General features: G+C 63.1%; 20 protein-coding genes. 15 read left to right on the top strand and 5 right to left on the bottom strand.

Going from position 1 to position 19,160, the window contains the following annotated elements:
* Positions 1 to 243 precede the first annotated feature (243 nt).
* Both ACX93L_RS01950 and ACX93L_RS01945 read right to left on the bottom strand, forming a co-directional pair.
* Positions 244 to 2,562 carry a methyl-accepting chemotaxis protein gene (locus ACX93L_RS01950; RefSeq protein ID WP_459404125.1) on the bottom strand — a complete coding sequence of 773 codons (2,319 nt, stop codon included), beginning with the start codon at positions 2,560 to 2,562 and terminating at the stop codon, positions 244 to 246.
* Between the two features lie 177 nt (positions 2,563 to 2,739).
* Positions 2,740 to 3,732: an LLM class flavin-dependent oxidoreductase gene (locus ACX93L_RS01945; protein WP_459403274.1), complete on the bottom strand. Its 993-nt coding sequence runs from the start codon at positions 3,730 to 3,732 to the stop codon at positions 2,740 to 2,742.
* A gap of 197 nt (positions 3,733 to 3,929) precedes the next feature.
* On the opposite strand from ACX93L_RS01945, the gene ruvC reads away from it, so the two are divergent.
* The 7 genes from ruvC to ACX93L_RS01910 all read left to right on the top strand — a co-directional run bounded on the left by ruvC (position 3,930) and on the right by ACX93L_RS01910 (position 8,472).
* The gene (gene ruvC, locus ACX93L_RS01940) at positions 3,930 to 4,442 is read left to right on the top strand and encodes a crossover junction endodeoxyribonuclease RuvC (protein ID WP_459403273.1); all 513 of its coding nucleotides are present in this window, start codon (positions 3,930 to 3,932) and stop codon (positions 4,440 to 4,442) included.
* 59 nt (positions 4,443 to 4,501) lie between these two features.
* Positions 4,502 to 4,753 (top strand): AbrB/MazE/SpoVT family DNA-binding domain-containing protein, encoded by a 252-nt coding sequence (locus ACX93L_RS01935; RefSeq protein WP_459403272.1) that lies wholly within the window; start codon positions 4,502 to 4,504, stop codon positions 4,751 to 4,753.
* Positions 4,754 to 4,756: 3 nt separating this feature from the next.
* The gene (locus tag ACX93L_RS01930; protein ID WP_459403271.1) at positions 4,757 to 5,170 is read left to right on the top strand and encodes a type II toxin-antitoxin system VapC family toxin; all 414 of its coding nucleotides are present in this window, start codon (positions 4,757 to 4,759) and stop codon (positions 5,168 to 5,170) included.
* 12 nt (positions 5,171 to 5,182) lie between these two features.
* On the top strand, positions 5,183 to 5,800 hold the full coding sequence (gene ruvA, locus ACX93L_RS01925) for a Holliday junction branch migration protein RuvA (protein ID WP_459403270.1): 618 nt from the start codon (positions 5,183 to 5,185) through the stop codon (positions 5,798 to 5,800).
* A gap of 93 nt (positions 5,801 to 5,893) precedes the next feature.
* Complete coding sequence (ruvB, locus tag ACX93L_RS01920; protein ID WP_459403269.1) at positions 5,894 to 6,934, top strand: Holliday junction branch migration DNA helicase RuvB; 1,041 nt, start codon at positions 5,894 to 5,896, stop codon at positions 6,932 to 6,934.
* Positions 6,935 to 7,840: a metallophosphoesterase gene (locus ACX93L_RS01915; RefSeq protein ID WP_459403268.1), complete on the top strand. Its 906-nt coding sequence runs from the start codon at positions 6,935 to 6,937 to the stop codon at positions 7,838 to 7,840.
* Between the two features lie 65 nt (positions 7,841 to 7,905).
* Positions 7,906 to 8,472 carry a DinB family protein gene (locus ACX93L_RS01910; RefSeq protein WP_459403267.1) on the top strand — a complete coding sequence of 189 codons (567 nt, stop codon included), beginning with the start codon at positions 7,906 to 7,908 and terminating at the stop codon, positions 8,470 to 8,472.
* A 10-nt stretch (positions 8,473 to 8,482) separates the two neighbouring features.
* On the opposite strand, the gene ACX93L_RS01905 is transcribed toward ACX93L_RS01910, so the two are convergent.
* Genes ACX93L_RS01905 through ACX93L_RS01895 form a run of 3 tightly spaced genes read right to left on the bottom strand, consistent with a single transcriptional unit; the run spans position 8,483 to position 11,453 of the window.
* A complete protein-coding gene (locus ACX93L_RS01905; RefSeq protein ID WP_459403266.1) occupies positions 8,483 to 9,367 on the bottom strand; it encodes an NAD-dependent epimerase/dehydratase family protein in 885 nt (294 codons plus the stop codon).
* Complete coding sequence (locus ACX93L_RS01900) at positions 9,364 to 10,236, bottom strand: glycosyltransferase (RefSeq protein WP_459403265.1); 873 nt, start codon at positions 10,234 to 10,236, stop codon at positions 9,364 to 9,366. Before ACX93L_RS01900 ends, ACX93L_RS01905 begins: the two co-directional genes overlap by 4 nt.
* A complete protein-coding gene (locus tag ACX93L_RS01895) occupies positions 10,233 to 11,453 on the bottom strand; it encodes an NAD-dependent epimerase/dehydratase family protein (protein ID WP_459403264.1) in 1,221 nt (406 codons plus the stop codon). The genes ACX93L_RS01900 and ACX93L_RS01895 overlap by 4 nt, the downstream gene beginning before the upstream one ends.
* A 124-nt stretch (positions 11,454 to 11,577) precedes the next feature.
* Here ACX93L_RS01895 and ybgC point away from each other — a divergent pair, with 124 nt between their 5' ends.
* The 8 genes from ybgC (at position 11,578) to tilS (ending at position 19,100) form a co-directional block, all read left to right on the top strand.
* A complete protein-coding gene (gene ybgC, locus ACX93L_RS01890) occupies positions 11,578 to 12,018 on the top strand; it encodes a tol-pal system-associated acyl-CoA thioesterase (protein WP_459403263.1) in 441 nt (146 codons plus the stop codon).
* Positions 12,019 to 12,255: 237 nt separating this feature from the next.
* A complete protein-coding gene (gene tolQ / locus ACX93L_RS01885; protein ID WP_459403262.1) occupies positions 12,256 to 12,975 on the top strand; it encodes a protein TolQ in 720 nt (239 codons plus the stop codon).
* 25 nt (positions 12,976 to 13,000) lie between these two features.
* Entirely contained in the window at positions 13,001 to 13,453 is a 453-nt protein-coding gene (tolR, locus tag ACX93L_RS01880; RefSeq protein WP_169586359.1) for a protein TolR, read from the top strand.
* Positions 13,454 to 13,462: 9 nt separating this feature from the next.
* Positions 13,463 to 14,581 carry a cell envelope integrity protein TolA gene (locus tag ACX93L_RS01875; protein ID WP_459403261.1) on the top strand — a complete coding sequence of 373 codons (1,119 nt, stop codon included), beginning with the start codon at positions 13,463 to 13,465 and terminating at the stop codon, positions 14,579 to 14,581.
* 22 nt (positions 14,582 to 14,603) lie between these two features.
* On the top strand, positions 14,604 to 15,911 hold the full coding sequence (gene tolB / locus ACX93L_RS01870) for a Tol-Pal system beta propeller repeat protein TolB (RefSeq protein WP_169586356.1): 1,308 nt from the start codon (positions 14,604 to 14,606) through the stop codon (positions 15,909 to 15,911).
* 155 nt (positions 15,912 to 16,066) lie between these two features.
* The gene (gene pal / locus ACX93L_RS01865; RefSeq protein ID WP_169586354.1) at positions 16,067 to 16,603 is read left to right on the top strand and encodes a peptidoglycan-associated lipoprotein Pal; all 537 of its coding nucleotides are present in this window, start codon (positions 16,067 to 16,069) and stop codon (positions 16,601 to 16,603) included.
* Positions 16,604 to 16,768: 165 nt separating this feature from the next.
* Positions 16,769 to 17,764, top strand: coding sequence for a tol-pal system protein YbgF (ybgF, locus tag ACX93L_RS01860; RefSeq protein ID WP_459403260.1), 996 nt, complete (start codon positions 16,769 to 16,771; stop codon positions 17,762 to 17,764).
* Between the two features lie 31 nt (positions 17,765 to 17,795).
* The gene (tilS, locus tag ACX93L_RS01855; protein ID WP_459403259.1) at positions 17,796 to 19,100 is read left to right on the top strand and encodes a tRNA lysidine(34) synthetase TilS; all 1,305 of its coding nucleotides are present in this window, start codon (positions 17,796 to 17,798) and stop codon (positions 19,098 to 19,100) included.
* Positions 19,101 to 19,160: the final 60 nt, after the last annotated feature.

Genomic DNA, 19,160 nt, shown 5'->3' with positions numbered 1-19,160 from the left:
CGCCATGGATAATGAAGGAGAAAGGTTAAGCCGCGCTTAACTACGTCTGTTTACCTTGTTTTGCAGGACGAATTCCACAAACGACGGACGAGTTGCTCACCCTGCGCACGACGGTGCAGTCATCGCGGGAAATCTTACTTGCGTGACCGATTCTCTGTGTGACCATCGACCGACGAAAAGGGCCGGCGTGCAGTCCGCACGCCGGCCCCCGATCGACGATATGACCACCTGCGGCGGTTGACGTCAGCCTGCGCGTCGCAGGTCGACCGCCCCCTGCCCTGCGGCCAAGCTCGCTGACGCGCCACCGAGCGAGAACTGACCGAGCCGCTGGTCCATTTCGGTCGCCTCCTGGGCGAGACGATGGATCGCCGCCGTCGTCTCTTCCACCATGGCCGCGTTCTGCTGGGTCATCGCGTCCAGCTGGTTGACCGAGCCGTTGATCTCGGAAAGCGTCTGGGCCTCGTCGCGGGTAGAGGTCATGATTTCGCTGATGCGACCGTTGATCGCCAGCACATGCGAGCCGATTCCCTGGAGGGCGGCACCAGCCTTTTCGACCAGCGTCACGCCATGCTCGACCTCGGTGGTCGATTTGGCAAGAAGGCCGGCAATCTGCTTGGCGGCCGCAGCCGAACGCTGGGCAAGTTCACGCACTTCCTGGGCGACCACGGCAAAGCCCTTGCCGCTTTCGCCCGCACGGGCCGCTTCGACACCGGCATTGAGCGCCAGAAGATTGGTCTGGAAGGCGATCTCGTCGATCACGCCGATGATCTGGTTGATCTCCTGCGACGATCCCTGGATGGCTTCCATCGCGGCGATCGTCTCGCGCATGATGTGGCCCGACTGTTCGGTGTCGTTCTTGGCATTGCGGGCGATCTTTTCGGCATCCTCGGCACGGGCGATCTGGGTCCGAACGCCATCCGTGATGGCCTTGATCGCGCTGGCCGTCTCGGTGAGGGCGGCCGCCTGACGCTCGGTGCGCTCGGCGAGCTGGTCGGCACCGGAACGCATTTCTTCCGCCCCTTCGCGCACCGCAATCGAGTTCCCGCCGATACCAGACAGGGTGTTGCCGAGCGTCGAAAGTGCCTTGTTGAAGTTCTGGCGCAGCGTTTCGAGTTCTGCCGGGAAAGGCTGGCGGATATTGAAGGCGAGATCCCCTCGGGCGAGCCGCTCGAGCCCCTCGTCGAGTGCCGAGACCACCTGCTGCAGGCTTTGCGCCTCGGCCTCACGCTCGGACATGCGCTGGCGACGCTCGACGTCGGCACGCTCGCGCTCGCTGCGCGTTTGGGCTTCTAGATCCTTCTGTTCGATCAGGCCGAGACGGAAGCGCTCCAGCGATTTCGCCATGGTGCCGATTTCGTCTCGGCGCTCCTGGTTCGCGACGGGCGTGTCGAGCTTGCCGTTGGCGACATCCCCGGTGACGGTTGCGAGGCGAGCAAGCGGCGCAAACAGGCGCCCTGTCAGGTAGCCGGTCGCAATCGCCATGACCGTCAGCACGACCAGCGCCGTGATGGCAAGCGTCGAGGCGATATGCCATGAGCCGGCGCCCAGTTCGGCATGGGTCAGGCTCTCGACGACGAGATACTTCTCGCCCCCGTAAGAAACCGGTCGCCCATAGGCCTTTGCGGTACCGTCAGCGCGGTCGAAATCCGTCATGACCACATCCGTGCCGTTGATGGCGTCCGCAGCAAAGCCGAAGGGAGCAGCCGAGATGTCCGTCAGCTTTCCATCCGCGGAAAGGCTGATGCCGGAGCCGTCCTGCGAAAGGATTGCGACCTGCTCGCCGCTGTCCTTGGCGATGCCCTTCGACAGGATGTTGGCGACGGCACTGTCCTTGAGCTGGAACAGGAAGGCACCCTTGAACGCACCGAACTTGACGACTGGCACGGCGAAATAGATGTCGGGGGACGCTGGATCGCTGCCGGCGCGCAAGCCCGAGAAGCGTGTCGGAGCCACGTCTTCGACCGCCTTGCCCGCCTCTTCGACACTGCGGGCAAAGGCACGGCCGAGACCGGTTTCGGCCAGCGGACCGGCCGCGACATTCTCACCGAAGGTCGCCCCCTTCTTGTAGGAATAGATAACATTGCCCGTCTGGTCGACGATCAGCAGATCGCGGAACTGCGTGTCCTTGAGGAAGCCGGCAACCTGGCCCTGAACGGTTTCATGGCTCGAATAGTAGAAGCCGCTCGGCCCTTCCGGCTTCAACAGCTTTTCGAGTTCGTTCGGATTGGGGTTCTTGGTGATGAAGACGTCGCGCAGTTCCTTCCGGGCGTCGCCCGAATTCTTCACGATCGTGTTCCAGCCGCTTTTCATCGCACTGATCGCCTGCTGCAGGCTCTCGATCTTGGCGATCGAGGTCGCCTGGTTCTCGAGCTGCGCGAGCTGTTCGTTCAGGATGTCGCCACGGAAGGTGAGCGTGGTGCTCATCGATTGATAGGCCTGATCCTCGAACACAGCGCTGGACGTCGAATAGGCGAGCACGTTGAGAAGCCCGACCGACAGGACCGTCAGCAGCAGAAATATCCCGATAACTTTGGAGGACAGGGAGTTGAAACGAATAGACATCATGGTTCCCGTTTTCCGCGCCCCACTTTGCGCGCTTTTGTCATTGGCAATGCGATAGAGGGCAGAGGAGTGCCCTCCTTGCCCATCACTACCTAAAGTCGGGATTCTTTTTTAAGCGGCAGTTAAGACGTGCGGCGATTTCTGATCACCACAGGTAAAAACGCGAATTCTGCGCCATCATGCCATCTGCGCGCGCACTGCAGCAAAAATCTCGACGGACCGCAAACGCGCCTCTAGATCGTGGATCGGCATCGAGACAATGAGTTCGTCGGCACCTGTCACGCGCAGGAACTCGGAAAGCTGCTCCCCGATCTTCGCCGACGAACCGACCATCGCATATTGCAGCGTGTGTTCGACACCGTAGCGCTCGATCTCCGTCCAGATGCCGTCCATGCTGTCGACAGGGCGCGGAAACGGGCGCCGGACGTTCCGGCGCAGATTGACGAACTGCTGCTGCGATGAAGTGAAGAGATAGCGCGCCTCCGCATCCGTCTCCGCCGCCACGCCCATCACCCCTACCATGACATACGGCTTGCCGAGCTCTGCGGAGGGCTGGAAACGTTCGCGATAGATGGAGATCGCCTCCAACAGCGCATCCGGGGCAAAATGCGAAGCAAACGCGTAAGGCAGACCGAGTGCCGCGGCGAGATGGGCGCTGTAGAGGCTGGAGCCGAGCAGCCAGATCGGCACATGGCTGCGCATGCCGGGAACCGCAAGCAGGGCCTGGTCCTCGCCGGGATCGCCGAGCAGGCGCTGCAGTTCGATGATGTCATGCGGAAAACTCTCGGCGCCGGCCTCAAGATTGCGTCGCAACGCGCGGGCCGTGCGCATGTCGGTACCTGGCGCACGGCCGAGGCCGAGATCCACGCGGCCCGGAAACAGCGCCTCCAGCGTGCCGAACTGTTCGGCGATCACCAGCGGCGAGTGGTTGGGCAGCATGATGCCGCCCGATCCCACGCGTATGCGGCTGGTCGCAGCCCCCACATGGCCGATCACCAGCGACGTCGCCGCGCTGGCGATGCCCGGCATTCCGTGATGCTCGGCGAGCCAGAAACGCTCGTATCCACATTCCTCCGCCCTGATCGCCATCCGGCGAGACGCATCGAGCGCTTCGGAAACAGTGTGTCCCTCAGCGATGGGAGAAAGGTCGAGGATGGAAAACGGTATCATCGCGGTGGTCCATGCTGCATCAAACGTCTTGTCCATATGTAGACAGCCGGCGTGCCGATACCAGACCAAAAATGACGATTTGGCCGGATCGTCACCACAAACTTTTTGAAAGGAGGTTTCGTGCTTCTTGATCTCATGTTTTTGTTTTGTTCACTTTTCGCTGGCAGACCGGGAGCATGTCCGGCTAGGGTGAGATCATGCGTGACACGATTCGAATTATCGGCATTGACCCGGGCCTGAGACGCTGCGGCTGGGGCGTCATCGAGACGCTCGGCAACTCCCTGCGCTTCGTCGCGTCCGGCACGGTCACCTCCGACGGAGACATGGATCTTGCCTCGCGCCTGTGCCAGTTGCATGACGGCCTCGCCGAGGTGGTGCACACCTACCAGCCGCACGAAGCGGCCGTCGAGCAGACCTTCGTGAACAAGGACGCCGTGGCGACCCTGAAGCTCGGCCAGGCGCGCGGCATTGCCATGCTGGTGCCGGCACGCGCCGGTCTGCCGGTCGCGGAATACGCCCCGAATGCCGTCAAGAAATCGGTGATCGGCGTCGGGCACGGCGAGAAGCAGCAGATCCACATGATGCTGAAGATCCTGATGCCCAAGGCCGAGTTCAAGGGCAATGACGCCGCCGATGCGCTGGCGATCGCCATCTGCCACGCCCACAATCGAGGCGGCGACCGCATGCGCAAGGTACTGGCCTCCGCCTGATTTGTTCTTGACTTGTTCCGCTGGTAAGATATTTTCTTACCCAATCAGGGAGTAAGGCAATGCGTGTTACATCCAAGGGACAGGTCACCATCCCGCGCGATTTGCGGGAGCTTGTCGGCATCACACCGAATAGCGAAGTCGTCTTCACGATCGAGGATGGCAGACTGATCGTATCTCCCAAGAAGGAGGAACGTGAAAGTGTCGAACGCGAACGCCTGAAGGCCTTCCTGCATTCTCTTGACGCCCTCCAGGACACCGGTGACCAGGCAATCGACGCGGAAGCCCTCATGGCAATGACCCGGGACCGCTGATCCATGACAACGCTCGTCGATACCAACGTGCTCGTGGATCTGGCCGTTCGCGATCCGGTCTGGCTTCAATGGTCTCGCAACACGCTGCTGCGCCTCGCCCAAACCCAGCCGCTCGTCATCAATCCGGTCATCTACGCCGAATTCTCGGTCCGCTATGACGATATCGAAACGGTCGACAGACTGCTGCCGCGAGCGGATTTCCATCGGGAAAGCTTGCCATGGACGGCAGCCTTCGCAGCTGGGGTGGCGTTCAAGCGCTATCGCGCCGGCGGTGGGAAGCGGGAGCGCGTCCTGCCCGACTTTCTGATCGGCGCACATGCGGCAATTCGCGGCTACTCGATTCTCACCCGGGACACCAAAGGCTATGGCACCTATTTCCCGATGGTTCCACTCATCTCCCCCGAAACCCATCCTTGACGGACGCACCCCATGATCGGCAAGCTCAAAGGCACCATTGACGAAATCGGCGAGGACTATGCGCTGATCGACGTGCATGGCGTGTGCTACGTCGCCTTCTGCTCCGCCCGCACGCTGGCGCGCCTGGGTTCTCCCGGCGAAGCGGCGATCCTGTTCATCGAAACCTATGTCCGCGAGGACCAGCTGAAGCTCTTCGGTTTCATGACGGCGCTCGAGCGCGAGTGGTTCAACATTCTGCAGAGCGTGCAGGGCGTCGGCGCCAAGGTGGCGCTTGCCCTCCTCTCGACGCTGACGCCTTCCGAGCTCGCCAATGCAATCGCCCTGCAGGACAAGACTGCAGTTTCGCGTGCACCCGGTGTCGGCCCCAAGGTCGCAGTGCGCATCATCACCGAGCTCAAGAACAAGGCCCCGGCCTTCGCCGGAGAGGCAGCCGCCAATATCGGACTCAAGCAGGAACTCGGCGAAGGCGTGGCGCCGGCCCCGGTCGCCGATGCCGTCTCCGCGCTCACCAATCTCGGCTACTCGCGCGAGCAGGCGGCCAACGCCATCGCCGCCGCCCTGAAGAACGGCGGCGAAGGCGCAGACAGCGCCAAGCTGATCCGTCTGGGGTTGAAGGAGCTGTCGCGGTGACGCCGCGCTTTCCCCTTTCTCGTGAATCTGATCAAAGGCGCTTGAGCGGTCTGCCCCGGCCTGCCATCATTACCTTCAACCGGAAGTGCCCTCATGAGTGAACCCGACCGTCTCATATCATCGGAAAAGAAGGGCGAAGACGTCGACGCCGCACTCCGCCCGCAGACGCTCGACGAATTCACCGGCCAGGCGGAAGCGCGCGCCAATCTGAAGATCTTCATCGAAGCGGCCAAGAACCGCGGCGATGCGCTCGACCACGTGCTGTTCGTCGGCCCGCCCGGCCTCGGCAAGACGACGCTCGCCCAGATCATGGCCAAGGAACTCGGGGTGAATTTTCGCTCGACGTCCGGCCCGGTCATCGCCAAGGCCGGCGACCTCGCCGCCCTTCTGACCAATCTGGAAGAGCGCGACGTGCTCTTCATCGACGAAATCCACCGGCTCAACCCCGCAGTCGAGGAAATCCTCTATCCGGCCATGGAGGACTTCCAGCTCGACCTCATCATCGGCGAAGGCCCGGCCGCCCGCTCGGTCAAGATAGACCTCTCGAAGTTTACCCTGGTCGCCGCGACTACCCGCCTCGGCTTGCTGACCACACCGTTGCGCGACCGTTTCGGCATTCCGGTGCGCCTCAACTTCTACACCGTCGAGGAACTCGAACTGATCGTGCGCCGCGGCGCCCGGCTGATGGGCCTCGGCATGACCGACGAAGGCGCCCGCGAAATCGCCCGCCGGGCACGCGGCACGCCTCGCATCGCCGGCCGCCTCCTGCGCCGCGTCCGGGACTTCGCGGAAGTCGCCCGTGCCGAGGCCGTCACCCGCGAGATCGCCGACGAGGCGCTGACCCGCCTGCTGGTCGACAACATGGGCCTCGACCAGCTCGACAAGCGTTACCTCAACATGATCGCCGTGAACTTCGGCGGCGGGCCGGTGGGTATCGAGACCATCGCTGCTGGCCTCTCCGAACCGCGCGACGCGATCGAGGACATCATCGAGCCCTACATGATCCAGCAGGGCTTCATCCAGCGTACGCCCCGCGGCCGGGTGTTGACGCAGACCGCCTGGAAGCATCTCGGCCTCCAGCCGCCCAGGGATCTTGAAGCCGCCCAGTTCCGCCTGACGCTCGAGGAGGACTGAATGATCGGCCGGCGCGGCTTCCTCAAGCTTCTCGCCGGCCTCTTTGCGGGTGGCCTGGGACCAAGCGCCTATGCCGTCGGCATCGAGCCCATGTCGCTGCCCCGCGTCACGCGTTACGCGCTCAAGCCGGCGGGATGGCCGCAAGGGCTCCGGCTGAGGGTCGTCGCGCTGGCCGATTTCCACGCCTGCGAGCCCTGGATGCCGGCGAGCCGCATCGCCGCGATCTGCGATCAGGCAAATGGACTTGGCGGCGACATCGTTGTCCTGCTCGGCGATTACATGACCAGCATGCGGTTCAAGACCCGCGATGTCGAACCGGCACGCTGGGCCGAAGCCATGATGCGGCTGAAGGCGCCGCTCGGGGTCCATGCGATCCTCGGCAATCATGATTGGCTGAACGATCCGGTCGCGCTGGCGGCGGGACACGGACCGACGCTCGCACACAAGGCGCTCGGCGACGTCGGCATCCCCGTCTACGACAATCTCGCCGTCCGCCTCGAAAAGGACGGGCAGCCTTTCTGGCTCGCCGGCCTCGCCGACCAGCTTCAGCCGGGTCGCCCGGGACCGCATGGTTCGGGCTGGATCCCCGGCCTCGACGACTTGCCCGCCACCCTCGCCCAGATTGATGACGACGGGGCGCCGGTCATCCTGATGGCGCACGAACCAGACATCTTCGCCGAGGTTCCCGGGCGGGTAAATCTCACGCTTTCCGGGCATACCCATGGCGGACAGATCCGCCTCTTCGGCTATTCGCCCCTCGTGCCGTCGCGTTTCGGCAACCGATATGCCTATGGACACGTGGCCGAAAACGATCGTCATCTGATTGTGTCCGCCGGTTTTGGGCTCTCCAACCTGCCGGTGCGCCTGGGTGCTCCGCCCGAGATCGTCGTCGTGGAACTCGGCTAGAGCAATGCCGTCGATCCACGCCACACAGGCAGATCGGCCGGCGCAAAACGAAAGAAGGGAAGCCCATGACCGATGCCTTCGACCCGACACGCGTCTTCCGCAAACTCGCGCGCAACAATGCACTCGCCAATCTGCGTCTGCACACCGCGGTGGCCCGCCTTCAGCCCGGCGAGTTCGAGGAAAGCCGGACGAGTTTCTTCCCGTCGATCAAGGCAACCCTCAACCACATCCTCGTCGTCGACTGGTTCTATGTGGACGCCCTTGAAGGCGGTTCACTCGGCCCCGCGGCCTGGCAAAACCCGGAACCCTATGGGGACGCGGCATCTCTCCATGCAGCGCAGGCGGCCGTCGATCGCCGGCTCCTCACTCTATGCAATGCCCTGACGCCCGAGGCGCTCTCGCGACCCGTTGCCGTGCATCGCGGCAGCCGCATACAGACGGACCGGCTCGACGACATCCTCAGCCACCTTTTCCAGCACCAGACACATCACCGCGGGCAGGTCCATGCCATGCTCGCCGGCACAAGCGTGACACCGCCCCAGCTCGACGAATTCATCGTCGGCGATGACGCGGCTGCCCGGACACCCGAGATGGCACGGTTCGGGTGGACGGAGGCGGAGCTGATGGCTTGAGTGACAAGCGTCAGAGGCTGTCGGCCAGACAGTGGACGGTGCTTTCGAACAGGCTTTCGCCACCCGGCTTCCACCCGAGGGCCCGGATCTTGTCGGTCGCCATCACGCGAACCGCCGCCTTGTCAGCGTGCGAAGGCAAGGCGTGCGGACATCGGGTCGCCGTGCGCACGACATCGAGCAGATCATGGGTATCCGTCACGATGTCGGAGACGTTGAAGACTTCGCCCGACACCCGTGTACTTTCCGTTTCGAGCATCAGCCGCACGGCTTGGCCAACATCACGCCCATGCACCTCGGAGCCGGCACGCGCAGGAACCGGCGAACCGGCCAGGTAGTCGGAGATGACCGAATCCCATTTGTTCGGACGCAGTGCCCCATAGACGCCCGTGAGCCTGAGGCTTGTTCCGGCGAATCCCGGTCCTGACAGATCGGAAAGCACCCGCTCACCGAGAAGTTTGACTTCGCTGTAGAGACCGGCCGGACGGAGTTCCGCCGTCTCGACGAGGGAAACACGATCTGCAAGCCCGTCATAGACGGCACGGCTCGACAGGAAGACTGCACGGCGGACGCCCGAACGTTTGGCAGTCTCGAAGAGACGTGCGGTCCCATCGAGATTGAGCCGGCGGAAGCGAGCCGGATCTTCCCCCTCCCCGCCACGGTATCGGCCGGCCACATGGTCGAAAGCCGCATGCACGAAGAAATAGGCGTCATCGAAGGCACTGGTCTGGTCGAGATCAGGATCGAGCGAAAGGGGCCTGAACTCCACCGGTCGCGAAAACAGGCCCGCTTGCGGCGGATTGCGCCCGCCGACCACAACCGCATATCCCGCTGTCAGCAGATCCTCGACGACATACCGGCCGACCAGCCCGGTTCCGCCGGAGACCAGAACTTTCATGCAGCTTCCGCCCGGACCGGATTGGCGAGTGTGGCAAGGTCCGGAATGCCGTCTCCCGTGTGGAATGCGTGCCACAGGTCGATCAGCGGCCGAAGCTGTGCCACCCGCGGATGGTCGGCCTCCCATGGCTTTTCATACTGGTAGTGCAGGACGCCGATCTGCTTCCAGTCCCAGAGTTCCGGCAGGTTGAACCAGACATATTGCAGCATGTTCATGAACACCGGCAGGCCCTGCCAGTCGGGGAAGAAGTGTTCGAGAAAGGTCTGGTCGGTGCGGCGCCAGAAGACCTCCGGTTCGCCCAGCCGCCCGAGCATGCTGTCGAAGGTCGCAAGCGACGGCCTAGCGACGAAGACGCCCGAATTCAGCCGGTGGAAATCGGCAAGGCTCTCATAGACATTCGGTGCGGCCGAAAATTCCGGATAATCGAACAGCTTGTCGATGTTCCGCAACACCAGCGCATCGGCATCGATGAAGACGCAACTGAAATAGTCTATCAGCTGCCAGAGCCTGAGCTTGCAGAAATTGTCGAGTGGCGAGTGAAAAGCCGGCTTGCGTCCCTTGGTGAAAGGCGCGTTCGCATGCAGGTTGCCGCGGGCATGACGCTGGTTGAACGCCTCGGAGAGCGGCAGATGCTGGACTTCCACCAGGCGGCAGCCGAAGGCTTCCAGCGGCGCCAGTGCATCAATGTCCACGCCACCCGTGAACAGCACCACGATATCCGCACTGCTGCCAGTGAGCCGGATCGAACGGGCGAGCGCCGTTGCGCCCATGGCATAGTCGCCGTTCGTGACCAGGGTCACGAAGGCGTGGCGCGACGTCGCCGTCGTCAGAGGTCTGATCCCGCCAAGCGTCTCGCTTTCTGTCGTCATGATACGGATTTCAGCTTCTTGCCTTCGGGGTCGCGGTTGATCGTCCGGGCGATATCCTTGGTCCATGCCGATACCGCCGGTACACGCGAGCGATCGACGCGATAGGCGAACTTCTTCGCCACATCGACGATCTCCTCGAGAAGACCGCCCTTCAGCGTCGTCGGCTCGAGGCCGAGCCCGAGGAACTTGTCGTTCCTGACGATCAGGTCATTCTCCGGTGCTTCCTTGCGCGGGTTTGGGAGCCAGGCGATTTCCGCGCCCGTGAGACCCGCGATCATCTCCGCCAGATCGCGAACCCGGTGCGTCTCGGTCATCTGGTTGAAGATCTCGACCCGCGCGCCGCGCGCGGGCGGGTTGTTGAGCGCGATCTCGATGCAGCGTACCGAATCCTGGATGTGGATGAAGGCACGGGTCTGCCCGCCGGTCCCATGAACCGTAAGCGGATAGCCGATTGCCGCCTGGATCAGGAAGCGGTTGAGCACTGTACCGTAGTCGCCATCATAATCGAATCGGTTGACCAGCTGCGGATGCCGGCGGGTCTGTTCGGTATGCGTGCCCCAGACGATGCCCTGGTGCAGGTCGGTGATCCTCAGTCCGTCGTTCTTCGCATAGAACTGGAACAGCAGCTGATCGAGGCACTTGGTCATGTGGTAGATCGAGCCGGGATTGGACGGATAGAGGATTTCCTGCGAGACGGTGTCGCCCGTGGTGGTCTCGATACCGACCGGCAGGTATCCTTCGGGGATCGCCGCGCCGACCGTCGAATAGCCGTAGACGCCCATGGTGCCGAGATGCACGAGGTGCGAATCGAGATTGAGCTCGGTCAGCGCATTGAGCAGATTGTGCGTGGCGCTCACATTGTTGTTGACGGTGTAGTTCTTGTGCCGGTCGCTCTTCATCGAATAGGGCGCTGCACGCTGCTCGGCGAAGTGGATGATGGCGTCGGGACGTTCTTCCGCCAGCCAGTTCTTGAGAAGCTCGTAGTCCCGGGCAAGGTCGATCAGATGGAAATGGATGCGCCTCCCGGTCTCGGCGTGCCAGATGCGGGTGCGCTCCTGGATCGAGTCCATCGGCGTCAGCGACTGGACGCCGAGCTCGGTGTCGATCCAGCGTCGCGACAGGTTGTCGAGAATATGAACGTCGTGACCGGCGTCCGAAAGATGGAGGGACGTCGGCCAGCCGACGAACCCGTCTCCGCCCATGACTGCAATCTTCATCAGAGAGTCTCCTGTGCCGGTTAGGTCGGAAATCTGATAATGCCAGTTTGTGACAGAACTACAATCGACACCGGAAACGCCGGCTCCGTCAAGATGCACAACGTGTGTAGAACCAGTTAAGAGAATGAAAGATATGAGAATTTCACTTTGTGGAGAACTCGGCGAAGAGGGCCACCGGCTCACCCAGCGGGTCTATTATGAAGATACGGACTTCTCCGGCCTCGTCTATCATGCCCGCTATTTGCATTTCCTCGAGCGCGGCCGCACCGACTATCTGCGCTGTCTCGGCGTGGAACAGAGCGCACTCATCGGCATCGATGAGGAGGGCCTCGTCTTCGTGGTTCATCGCATGGAAATTGACTTCAAGGCACCGGCCCGTATGGACGACGTGCTCGAGATCAGGACGACGACCACCAAGGCCGGTGGCGCCAAGATGGTCCTCGAACAAGAGATCCGCCGCGACGATCAGCTCCTGATCGCCGCCAAGGTCGTGATCGCCGTGGTCAACCGGCTCGGCCGCCCCCGACGGCTGCCCGAAGGTCTCGCCCAGCGCTTCCTCGGCTGAGGCTCTGGCGCAGTTTATCAAATGCTAACTCTCTTTTAACCATAATGATGCCTTACTGCCCCGGTGCGGATTTGTGCATCGCACGCCTTCGTTTGACCAAATTTCGGGGCAAGAAGGCAAACAGGGAGCTTGAAGCGGGATAAGGGCGTTCGGCTAGAGCACCGCACAATCCGGCAATAGAGCTATTTCACCGCCCGGTCATGCGCCGGGCGTTTGGATTTCGGGGATTTGAGAGCGATGGAAGAAGTTGGTTTGGCAGCGGCAACGCATGACGTGAGCCTCTGGGCTCTGTTCATGCAGGCAGGCTTCATCGTCAAGTTGGTCATGCTCGGCCTGCTTGCCGCATCCGTCTGGACCTGGGCGATCGTCATCGACAAGTTCATGAGCTATTCACGGGCGCGCCGACAGTTTGACCAGTTCGAGCAGGTCTTCTGGTCCGGCCAGTCGCTCGAGGAACTCTATCGGACACTGGCCGAGCGCAACAACAGCGGCCTTGCCGCGATGTTCGTCGCCGCCATGCGCGAGTGGAAGAAGAGCTTCGAACGCGGCGCCCGCTCGCCGATCGGTCTGCAGATGCGTATCGACCGCGCCATGGACGTGACGCTGGCTCGTGAGTCGGAAACGCTGGAAGCCCGCCTCGCCTCGCTCGCGACCATCGGTTCGGCCGCTCCCTTCGTCGGCCTGTTCGGTACCGTCGTCGGTATCATGACCTCCTTCCAGGCGATCGCCGGCTCCAAGTCGACCAACCTCGCCGTCGTCGCCCCCGGTATCGCCGAAGCGCTGCTCGCCACCGCGATCGGCCTCGTTGCCGCTATCCCGGCCGTTATCGCCTACAACAAATTCTCCGGCGAGGCAGGCAAGCTGACCGCCCGCATGGAAGGCTTCGCCGACGAATTCTCCGCCATCCTTTCGCGCCAGATCGATGAGAAGCTTCAGCCTCGCCAAGCGGCGCAGTAACCGCTTCGCTTACGGAGACGCATAAATGGGAATGTCAGTTGGATCGGGCGGTGGTGGCGGCGGCCGTCGCGGAAGACGCGGCGGCAAGCGCGCGCCCGTCAGTGAGATCAACGTAACACCGCTCGTCGACGTCATGCTCGTGCTGCTGATCATCTTCATGGTCGCCGCACCGATGATGACGGTTGGCGTACCGATCGACCTGCCGGAAACGCAGGCCAAGGCGATGAATTCGGACACCCAGCCGATCACGATCTCGGTCAACCCCGCGGGCGAGATCTACCTGCAGGAAACGCCGATCGCGATCGACGAGGTCGTCGCCAAGCTCGAGGCCATCGCCACCACCGGCTACAACGAACGCATCTATGTGCGCGGCGATACCGCCGCCGCCTACGGCACCGTGATGAAGGTGATGGCGCGCATTTCCGCGGCCGGTTTCAAGAACATCGGCCTCGTGACGCTGCAGGAACAGGACAAGTGATCGGCTAAAATGAGAGGCAGTCTCATTTCTTCGGCTGTTCTGCATGCACTGGCGCTCACCTGGGCGCTGGTCAGCATCAGTGCGCCCGAATCTTTCGACGTCGCCGACGTCGAGGCCTTGCCGGTCGACATCGTCCCGATCGAAGAGATCACCCAGATCCAGCAGGGCGACAAGACCGCGCCGGTCGCCGAGAAATCCGCTCCCGTCCCGACCAAGAAGCCGACCTCGGTGCCTGACGCCGAAAATGTCGGCGAGAACAAGGTCGACCTGAAGTCCGTGCCCAAGCCGGCCGAGAAACCGACCAATGCAGAGTCCTCCGCAGCACCGGAAAAGGTCGAGAAGGTCCAGCCGACCCAGGACGACCAGAGCAACGACATCAAGGACATCATCAAGGAAGAGACGGTCGCCGACACGCCGAAGCCGACCGAGGTCGCCAAGGCCGAGCCGCCGAAGCCCGAGGTGACGCCAGAGCCCAAGCCGCCGGCCGAAAGCGAGCCGAAGCCGGAAGAGGCCCAGGCTGAAGAAATCCCGCTCCCCGACAGCGTGCCCGTCCCCACGGCCAAGCCGAAGCCCGAAAAGCCGAAGCCAGCCGAAGCGAAGCCGGCTGAAAGCAAGCCGACCGAGGCCGAGGCGCCGAAGTCGCCGGACAAGAAGAAGGACACCAAGACCCAGGAAACCGCGAAGTCGAAATCCACCAAGGAGAGCGATTTCAACGCGGACGAGGTTGCGGCCCTGTTGAACAAGAACGATCCGACCGCCGGCGGTGCCAAGGCCTCGCAGGACAAGGCGGCTTTCGGCGGCAAGAAGACGACCGGCGGCTCGAAACTCAGCCAGAGCGAGATGGATGCCCTGAAGGGCGCCATCCAGAACAACTGGTCCTTCATCCCGGGCCTGGCCGGCATGGACGGCATGGTCATCACGGTCCGCTTCAAGCTCGACGAATCCGGCAACCTGATCGGCGAGCCGGAGGTGAGCGCCAGCGGCGGAGAAGCGTCCACCCAGCAAGTTATGATGGGCAGCGCCCGACGCGCGATCCTGCGCTCGGCCCCCTTCACCAATCTTCCACCCGACAAATATGACGCCTGGTCCGAGGTCGTCGTGAACTTCGACCCCAGCGAGATGATGTAAAAGCTAAAAAGGCTTGGAACTCATGATGAAACTGAACTTCTTTCGTACCCTGATGGTGGTCGTCGGCATGGCCGGCGCCTTCGCCACCCCGGCAAGCGCCGTCGTCGAGATCAACATCAACAAGGGCAATGTCGAACCCTTGCCGATCGCGATCACCGACTTCATCTCCGGAGACGGCATCGGCGCCAAGATTTCGGCCGTCGTAGAAGCCGACCTCAAGCGCTCGGGCCTGTTCGCGCCGGTCAATCGCGCCGCTTTCATCGAGAAGATCTCCAACCCGGACCAGGCGCCGCGCTTCGAGGACTGGAAGGTCGTCAACGCCCAGGCGCTGGTCGTCGGCCGCATCAGCAAGGAGGCCGACGGCCGCCTGCGCGCCGAGTTCCGCCTCTGGGACACCTTCGCCGGCCAGCAGATGACCGGCCAGCAGTTCTTCACCCAGCCAGAAAACTGGCGTCGCGTGGCCCATATCATCGCCGACGCCATCTATGAGCGCATCACCGGCGAAAAGGGCTACTTCGACACCCGCGTCGTCTTCGTTTCGGAAAGCGGCCCCAAGACCGACCGCAAGCGCCAGCTGGCCATCATGGACCAGGATGGTGAAAACGTCCGCATGCTGACCGGTTCCAAGGACATCGTGCTTACGCCGCGCTTCTCGCCGAGCCGCCAGGAAGTCACCTACATGTCCTTCGAAGGCCAGCAGCCGCGCGTCTACCTGCTGCAGCTGGAAACCGGACAGCGCGAAGTCGTCGGCAATTTCCCCGGCATGACGTTTTCGCCGCGCTTCTCGCCCGATGGTCAGCGCGTCATCATGAGCCTTCAGCAGGACGGCAACGCCAACATCTACACGATGGACCTGCGTTCGCGCACCACGACCCGCCTCACCTCGACGGCAGCGATCGATACATCGCCCTCCTATTCGCCGGACGGCAGCCGAATCGTCTTCGAATCCGACCGCGGCGGCCGCCAGCAGCTTTACGTGATGGGCGCCGACGGTTCCGGCCAGCAGCGCATTTCCTTCGGCGAAGGCTCCTACTCGACCCCCGTCTGGTCTCCGCGCGGCGACCTGATCGCCTTCACCAAACAGTCGGGCGGCAAGTTCTCGATCGGCGTGATGAAGACCGACGGCTCTGGCGAACGCATCCTGACCACCGGCTTCCACAACGAAGGCCCGACCTGGGCGCCGAACGGCCGCGTCCTGATGTTCTTCCGCCAGTCGGCTGGCGCTGGCGGGCCGCAGCTCTACTCGATCGATCTCAGCGGCTACAACGAGCAGCTCGTGCGCACCCCGGCCTTCGCTTCCGACCCGGCCTGGTCGCCGCTGCTCGAATAGGCCGCAATCGCGCCGCTTTCTTGCCGTAAAGCGCGGCAAGGAAGCGCGTTCCGGCCGTGTTTTGACACTTCATTAACTATGTTCGTTGGACGCTGGTTAACCTCGAATGGTTAAAGTCCGGCAACCCTAACGGAAAGACATCAAGGAGACCGGCTATGAGCCGCATTCACACTCCGGCGAAGAGCCGCATGCAGCAGATCGCCAGCAACCCCGCTGTCCTCGCCCTGACGATGGCACTCGCTCTGGCAGGCTGCGCCTCGAAGAAGAACCTGCCGAACAGTGCATCGGACCTCGGCCTCGGCGCCAATGGTTCCGCCGCCACCCCGGGCTCGACCCAGGACTTCACCGTCAATGTCGGCGACCGCATCTTCTTCGACACCGACTCGACCTCGATCCGCGCCGACGCCCAGCAGACGCTCGACCGCCAGGCCCAGTGGCTCGCCAAGTATCCGAACTATGCGATCACCGTCGAAGGCCATGCCGACGAACGCGGCACCCGCGAATACAACCTGGCTCTGGGCGCCCGCCGCGCTGCGGTCACCCGCGACTACCTCGCTTCGCGTGGCGTCCCGGCAAGCCGCATGAAGACGATCTCCTACGGCAAGGAACGTCCGGTCGCCGTCTGCGACGACATCTCCTGCTGGTCGCAGAACCGTCGCGCCGTCACCGTTCTCGGCGGCGCCGGCATGTAACAGGCGCCTTCAAGCGCTGGAAATTCGAGAGGCGGTCTTTCGGGGCCGCCTTTTCGTTTTCTCCACACTTTGGCCGAACTTCGGTTGCTTTTTACCGGCAATTGGAAAAAATCTCCTGGTTGCGCCAAACCCGGCGCCGCGATTCATGAAAACAGGAAAGATGACATGAAGAGACTTGTCATGGCCGCAGTGCTCGGAGCGGCGTCTGTGGCCGGCCTGCACGGAAGTGCAAGTTCGATGCAACTGCTCGCTCCACCCGTCGTGCCGCAGGCGCGCTCCGCCGATGCGGGCGGTGACCGGGCTCAGGTCCAGCTAGCCCAGAGCGCCGATCCGTCGATCCGCGTCCAGCAGCTCGAAGAGGAAATCCGCAACCTCAACGGCCGCATCGAGGAAATGAGCTTCCAGATCCTGCAGATGCAGGAACAGATGCGCAAGACCCAGGAAGACAACGAGTTCCGCTTCCAGGATCTTGAGAAGGGCGGTGCCAAGAAAAGCGGTGCGCTGGACAAGCCCGTCCAGAACGGCGGCCAGACGGATTCCGTCGCCGAGATCATCACCCAGGACCCGGCACCCGGCAGCGATGCCGGGACCGACCCCTCGCTCGGCCAGCCCGAGCAGACTCTTGGTTCGATCGAGCTCGACGCGGACGGCCTGCCGCAATCCGCATCGCTGAACGATGGCGCGGTCGACAACGGCTCCACGCCCCTGCCCGGCGTCGAGACCATCACGCCCCCGCAGCAGGAGCCGGCCCAGCAGCCCGCCCAGACGGCCTCGCTCGGCTCGGAAGCGGACGCCTACCAGATCGCCTACGGTCATGTCCTGTCAGGCGACTACGGGATGGCGGAGGGCGAACTGCGCGAGTTCATCACCAGCTACCCGACCAGCGGCAAGATCGCCGACGCCAACTTCTGGTTGGGTGAAGCCCAGTATTCGCAGGGCAACTACAACGAAGCCGCCAAGACCTTCCTGAACGCCCACCAGACCTACAGCTCTTCTCCGAAGGCCCCGGAAATGCTCCTGAAGCTCGGCATGTCGCTTGCAGCCCTAGACAACACCGAAACCGCCTGCGCGACGCTGCGCGAAGTGACGAAACGTTATCCCAAGGCCTCGCGTGCCGTGGTCGCCAAGGTTGCCGGCGAACAGAAACGCCTCCGCTGCTGATTTGTCGCAGCCCGGCTCGCCCGTCGATGAGATGCGCGAAAACGCGCCCTTTGACGCCGCCGAGCGATTCCTGAATTCCCTGTCCCGCCCGACCCGCCTACTCGCCGCCGTCTCCGGCGGGAGTGACTCGACCGGCCTCCTCCTCGCGCTGAAACAGGCGCTCGACACCGGCAAATATTCCCACAGCCTGACAGCCGCCACGATTGACCATGCGCTGCGGATCGAATCCGCCGCAGAGGCACGGGCAGTGACCGAGATGTGCGACCGCCTCGGCATTCCCCACCGAACGCTGGTCTGGACGGGCCAGAAGCCCGCGACCGGCCTTTCATCCGCCGCCCGCGACGCGCGCTACCGTCTGCTCGCCGAAGCCGCCGCCGCATCAGGCGCCGATCTCCTCGTCACCGGCCACACGGCCGATGACCAACAGGAAACGATCGCCATGCGCGCTGCCCGGGCACAGAGCGACAATCTCGGCCTCGCGGGCATGGCCGAGGCCACGCTCTACGACCGGCGGCTCTGGATCTTCCGCCCGTTTCTCGGCGTCTCCCGCAGTGCCATTCGCGCCTGGCTGACCGGACAGCAGGTCGGCTGGATCGACGATCCGAGCAACACCGACCCACACTACGAGCGGGTGCGTATTCGACATCGTCTCGATGGTAACCAGAAGTTCGATCCACACGTCGCGGGCGCCGGACGTCGCGCCCTCTCCGACGCCACCGCAGCCCTGATCGATAGCTGCGCCACATGCCATGCCGGCGCCCTGATCCGGCTCGCACCAGACGTGCGAAAAGCCGATCCGGTTTTGCTCCGCCATACGCTAGCAACCCTCGTGGCGATCGCCGGTGGCCGCTCCCACCGTCCCGCGTCCGACGCGATGGACCGCCTGATGACACTCATGATCTCGGATCTGCCGGGGCGCATGACCCTGTCACGCACGCTGGTCGTATCACGGACTGACGGGATCTACCTGACCCGGGAAGCCCGCGATATTTTGACGCTCATGATCGAACCGCATGGCGCCGGCATCTGGGATGGCCGTTTTCTTGTCGCCAATCAGAGCGACGAAGCCCGGATCATCGAGGCCGGGGCCTCGCCGCCGTCGGCCGACCGGCAGATGCGGCTGACCGCCGGGCAATTGCGCCACCTGGCACGTGTCCTGCCGCAGATCGCGGCACCGGGATCAAAGGAGCACGAGGCTTCGGAGGCAGCGCATCGATGCAGCGTGGAACCGACCTTTCCGCTCTTCGACCGCTTCCTTCCCGACTTCGACCTGCAACTGGCGAACGCCGTCGCAAGGCTTTTCGGACGGAAGGCCTATATGCCCACCCCCGTTTAAGGGTTATTGACGGAAAACGCATTGTGAAGGCCGCTTTGCCTTGGCAAGGCCCCACTGCAA

This window comes from Rhizobium sp. CAU 1783, from assembly GCF_054551725.1.
Note: the sequence above shows the minus strand (reverse complement) of the source record. Positions and strands in the feature narration are given on the sequence as shown.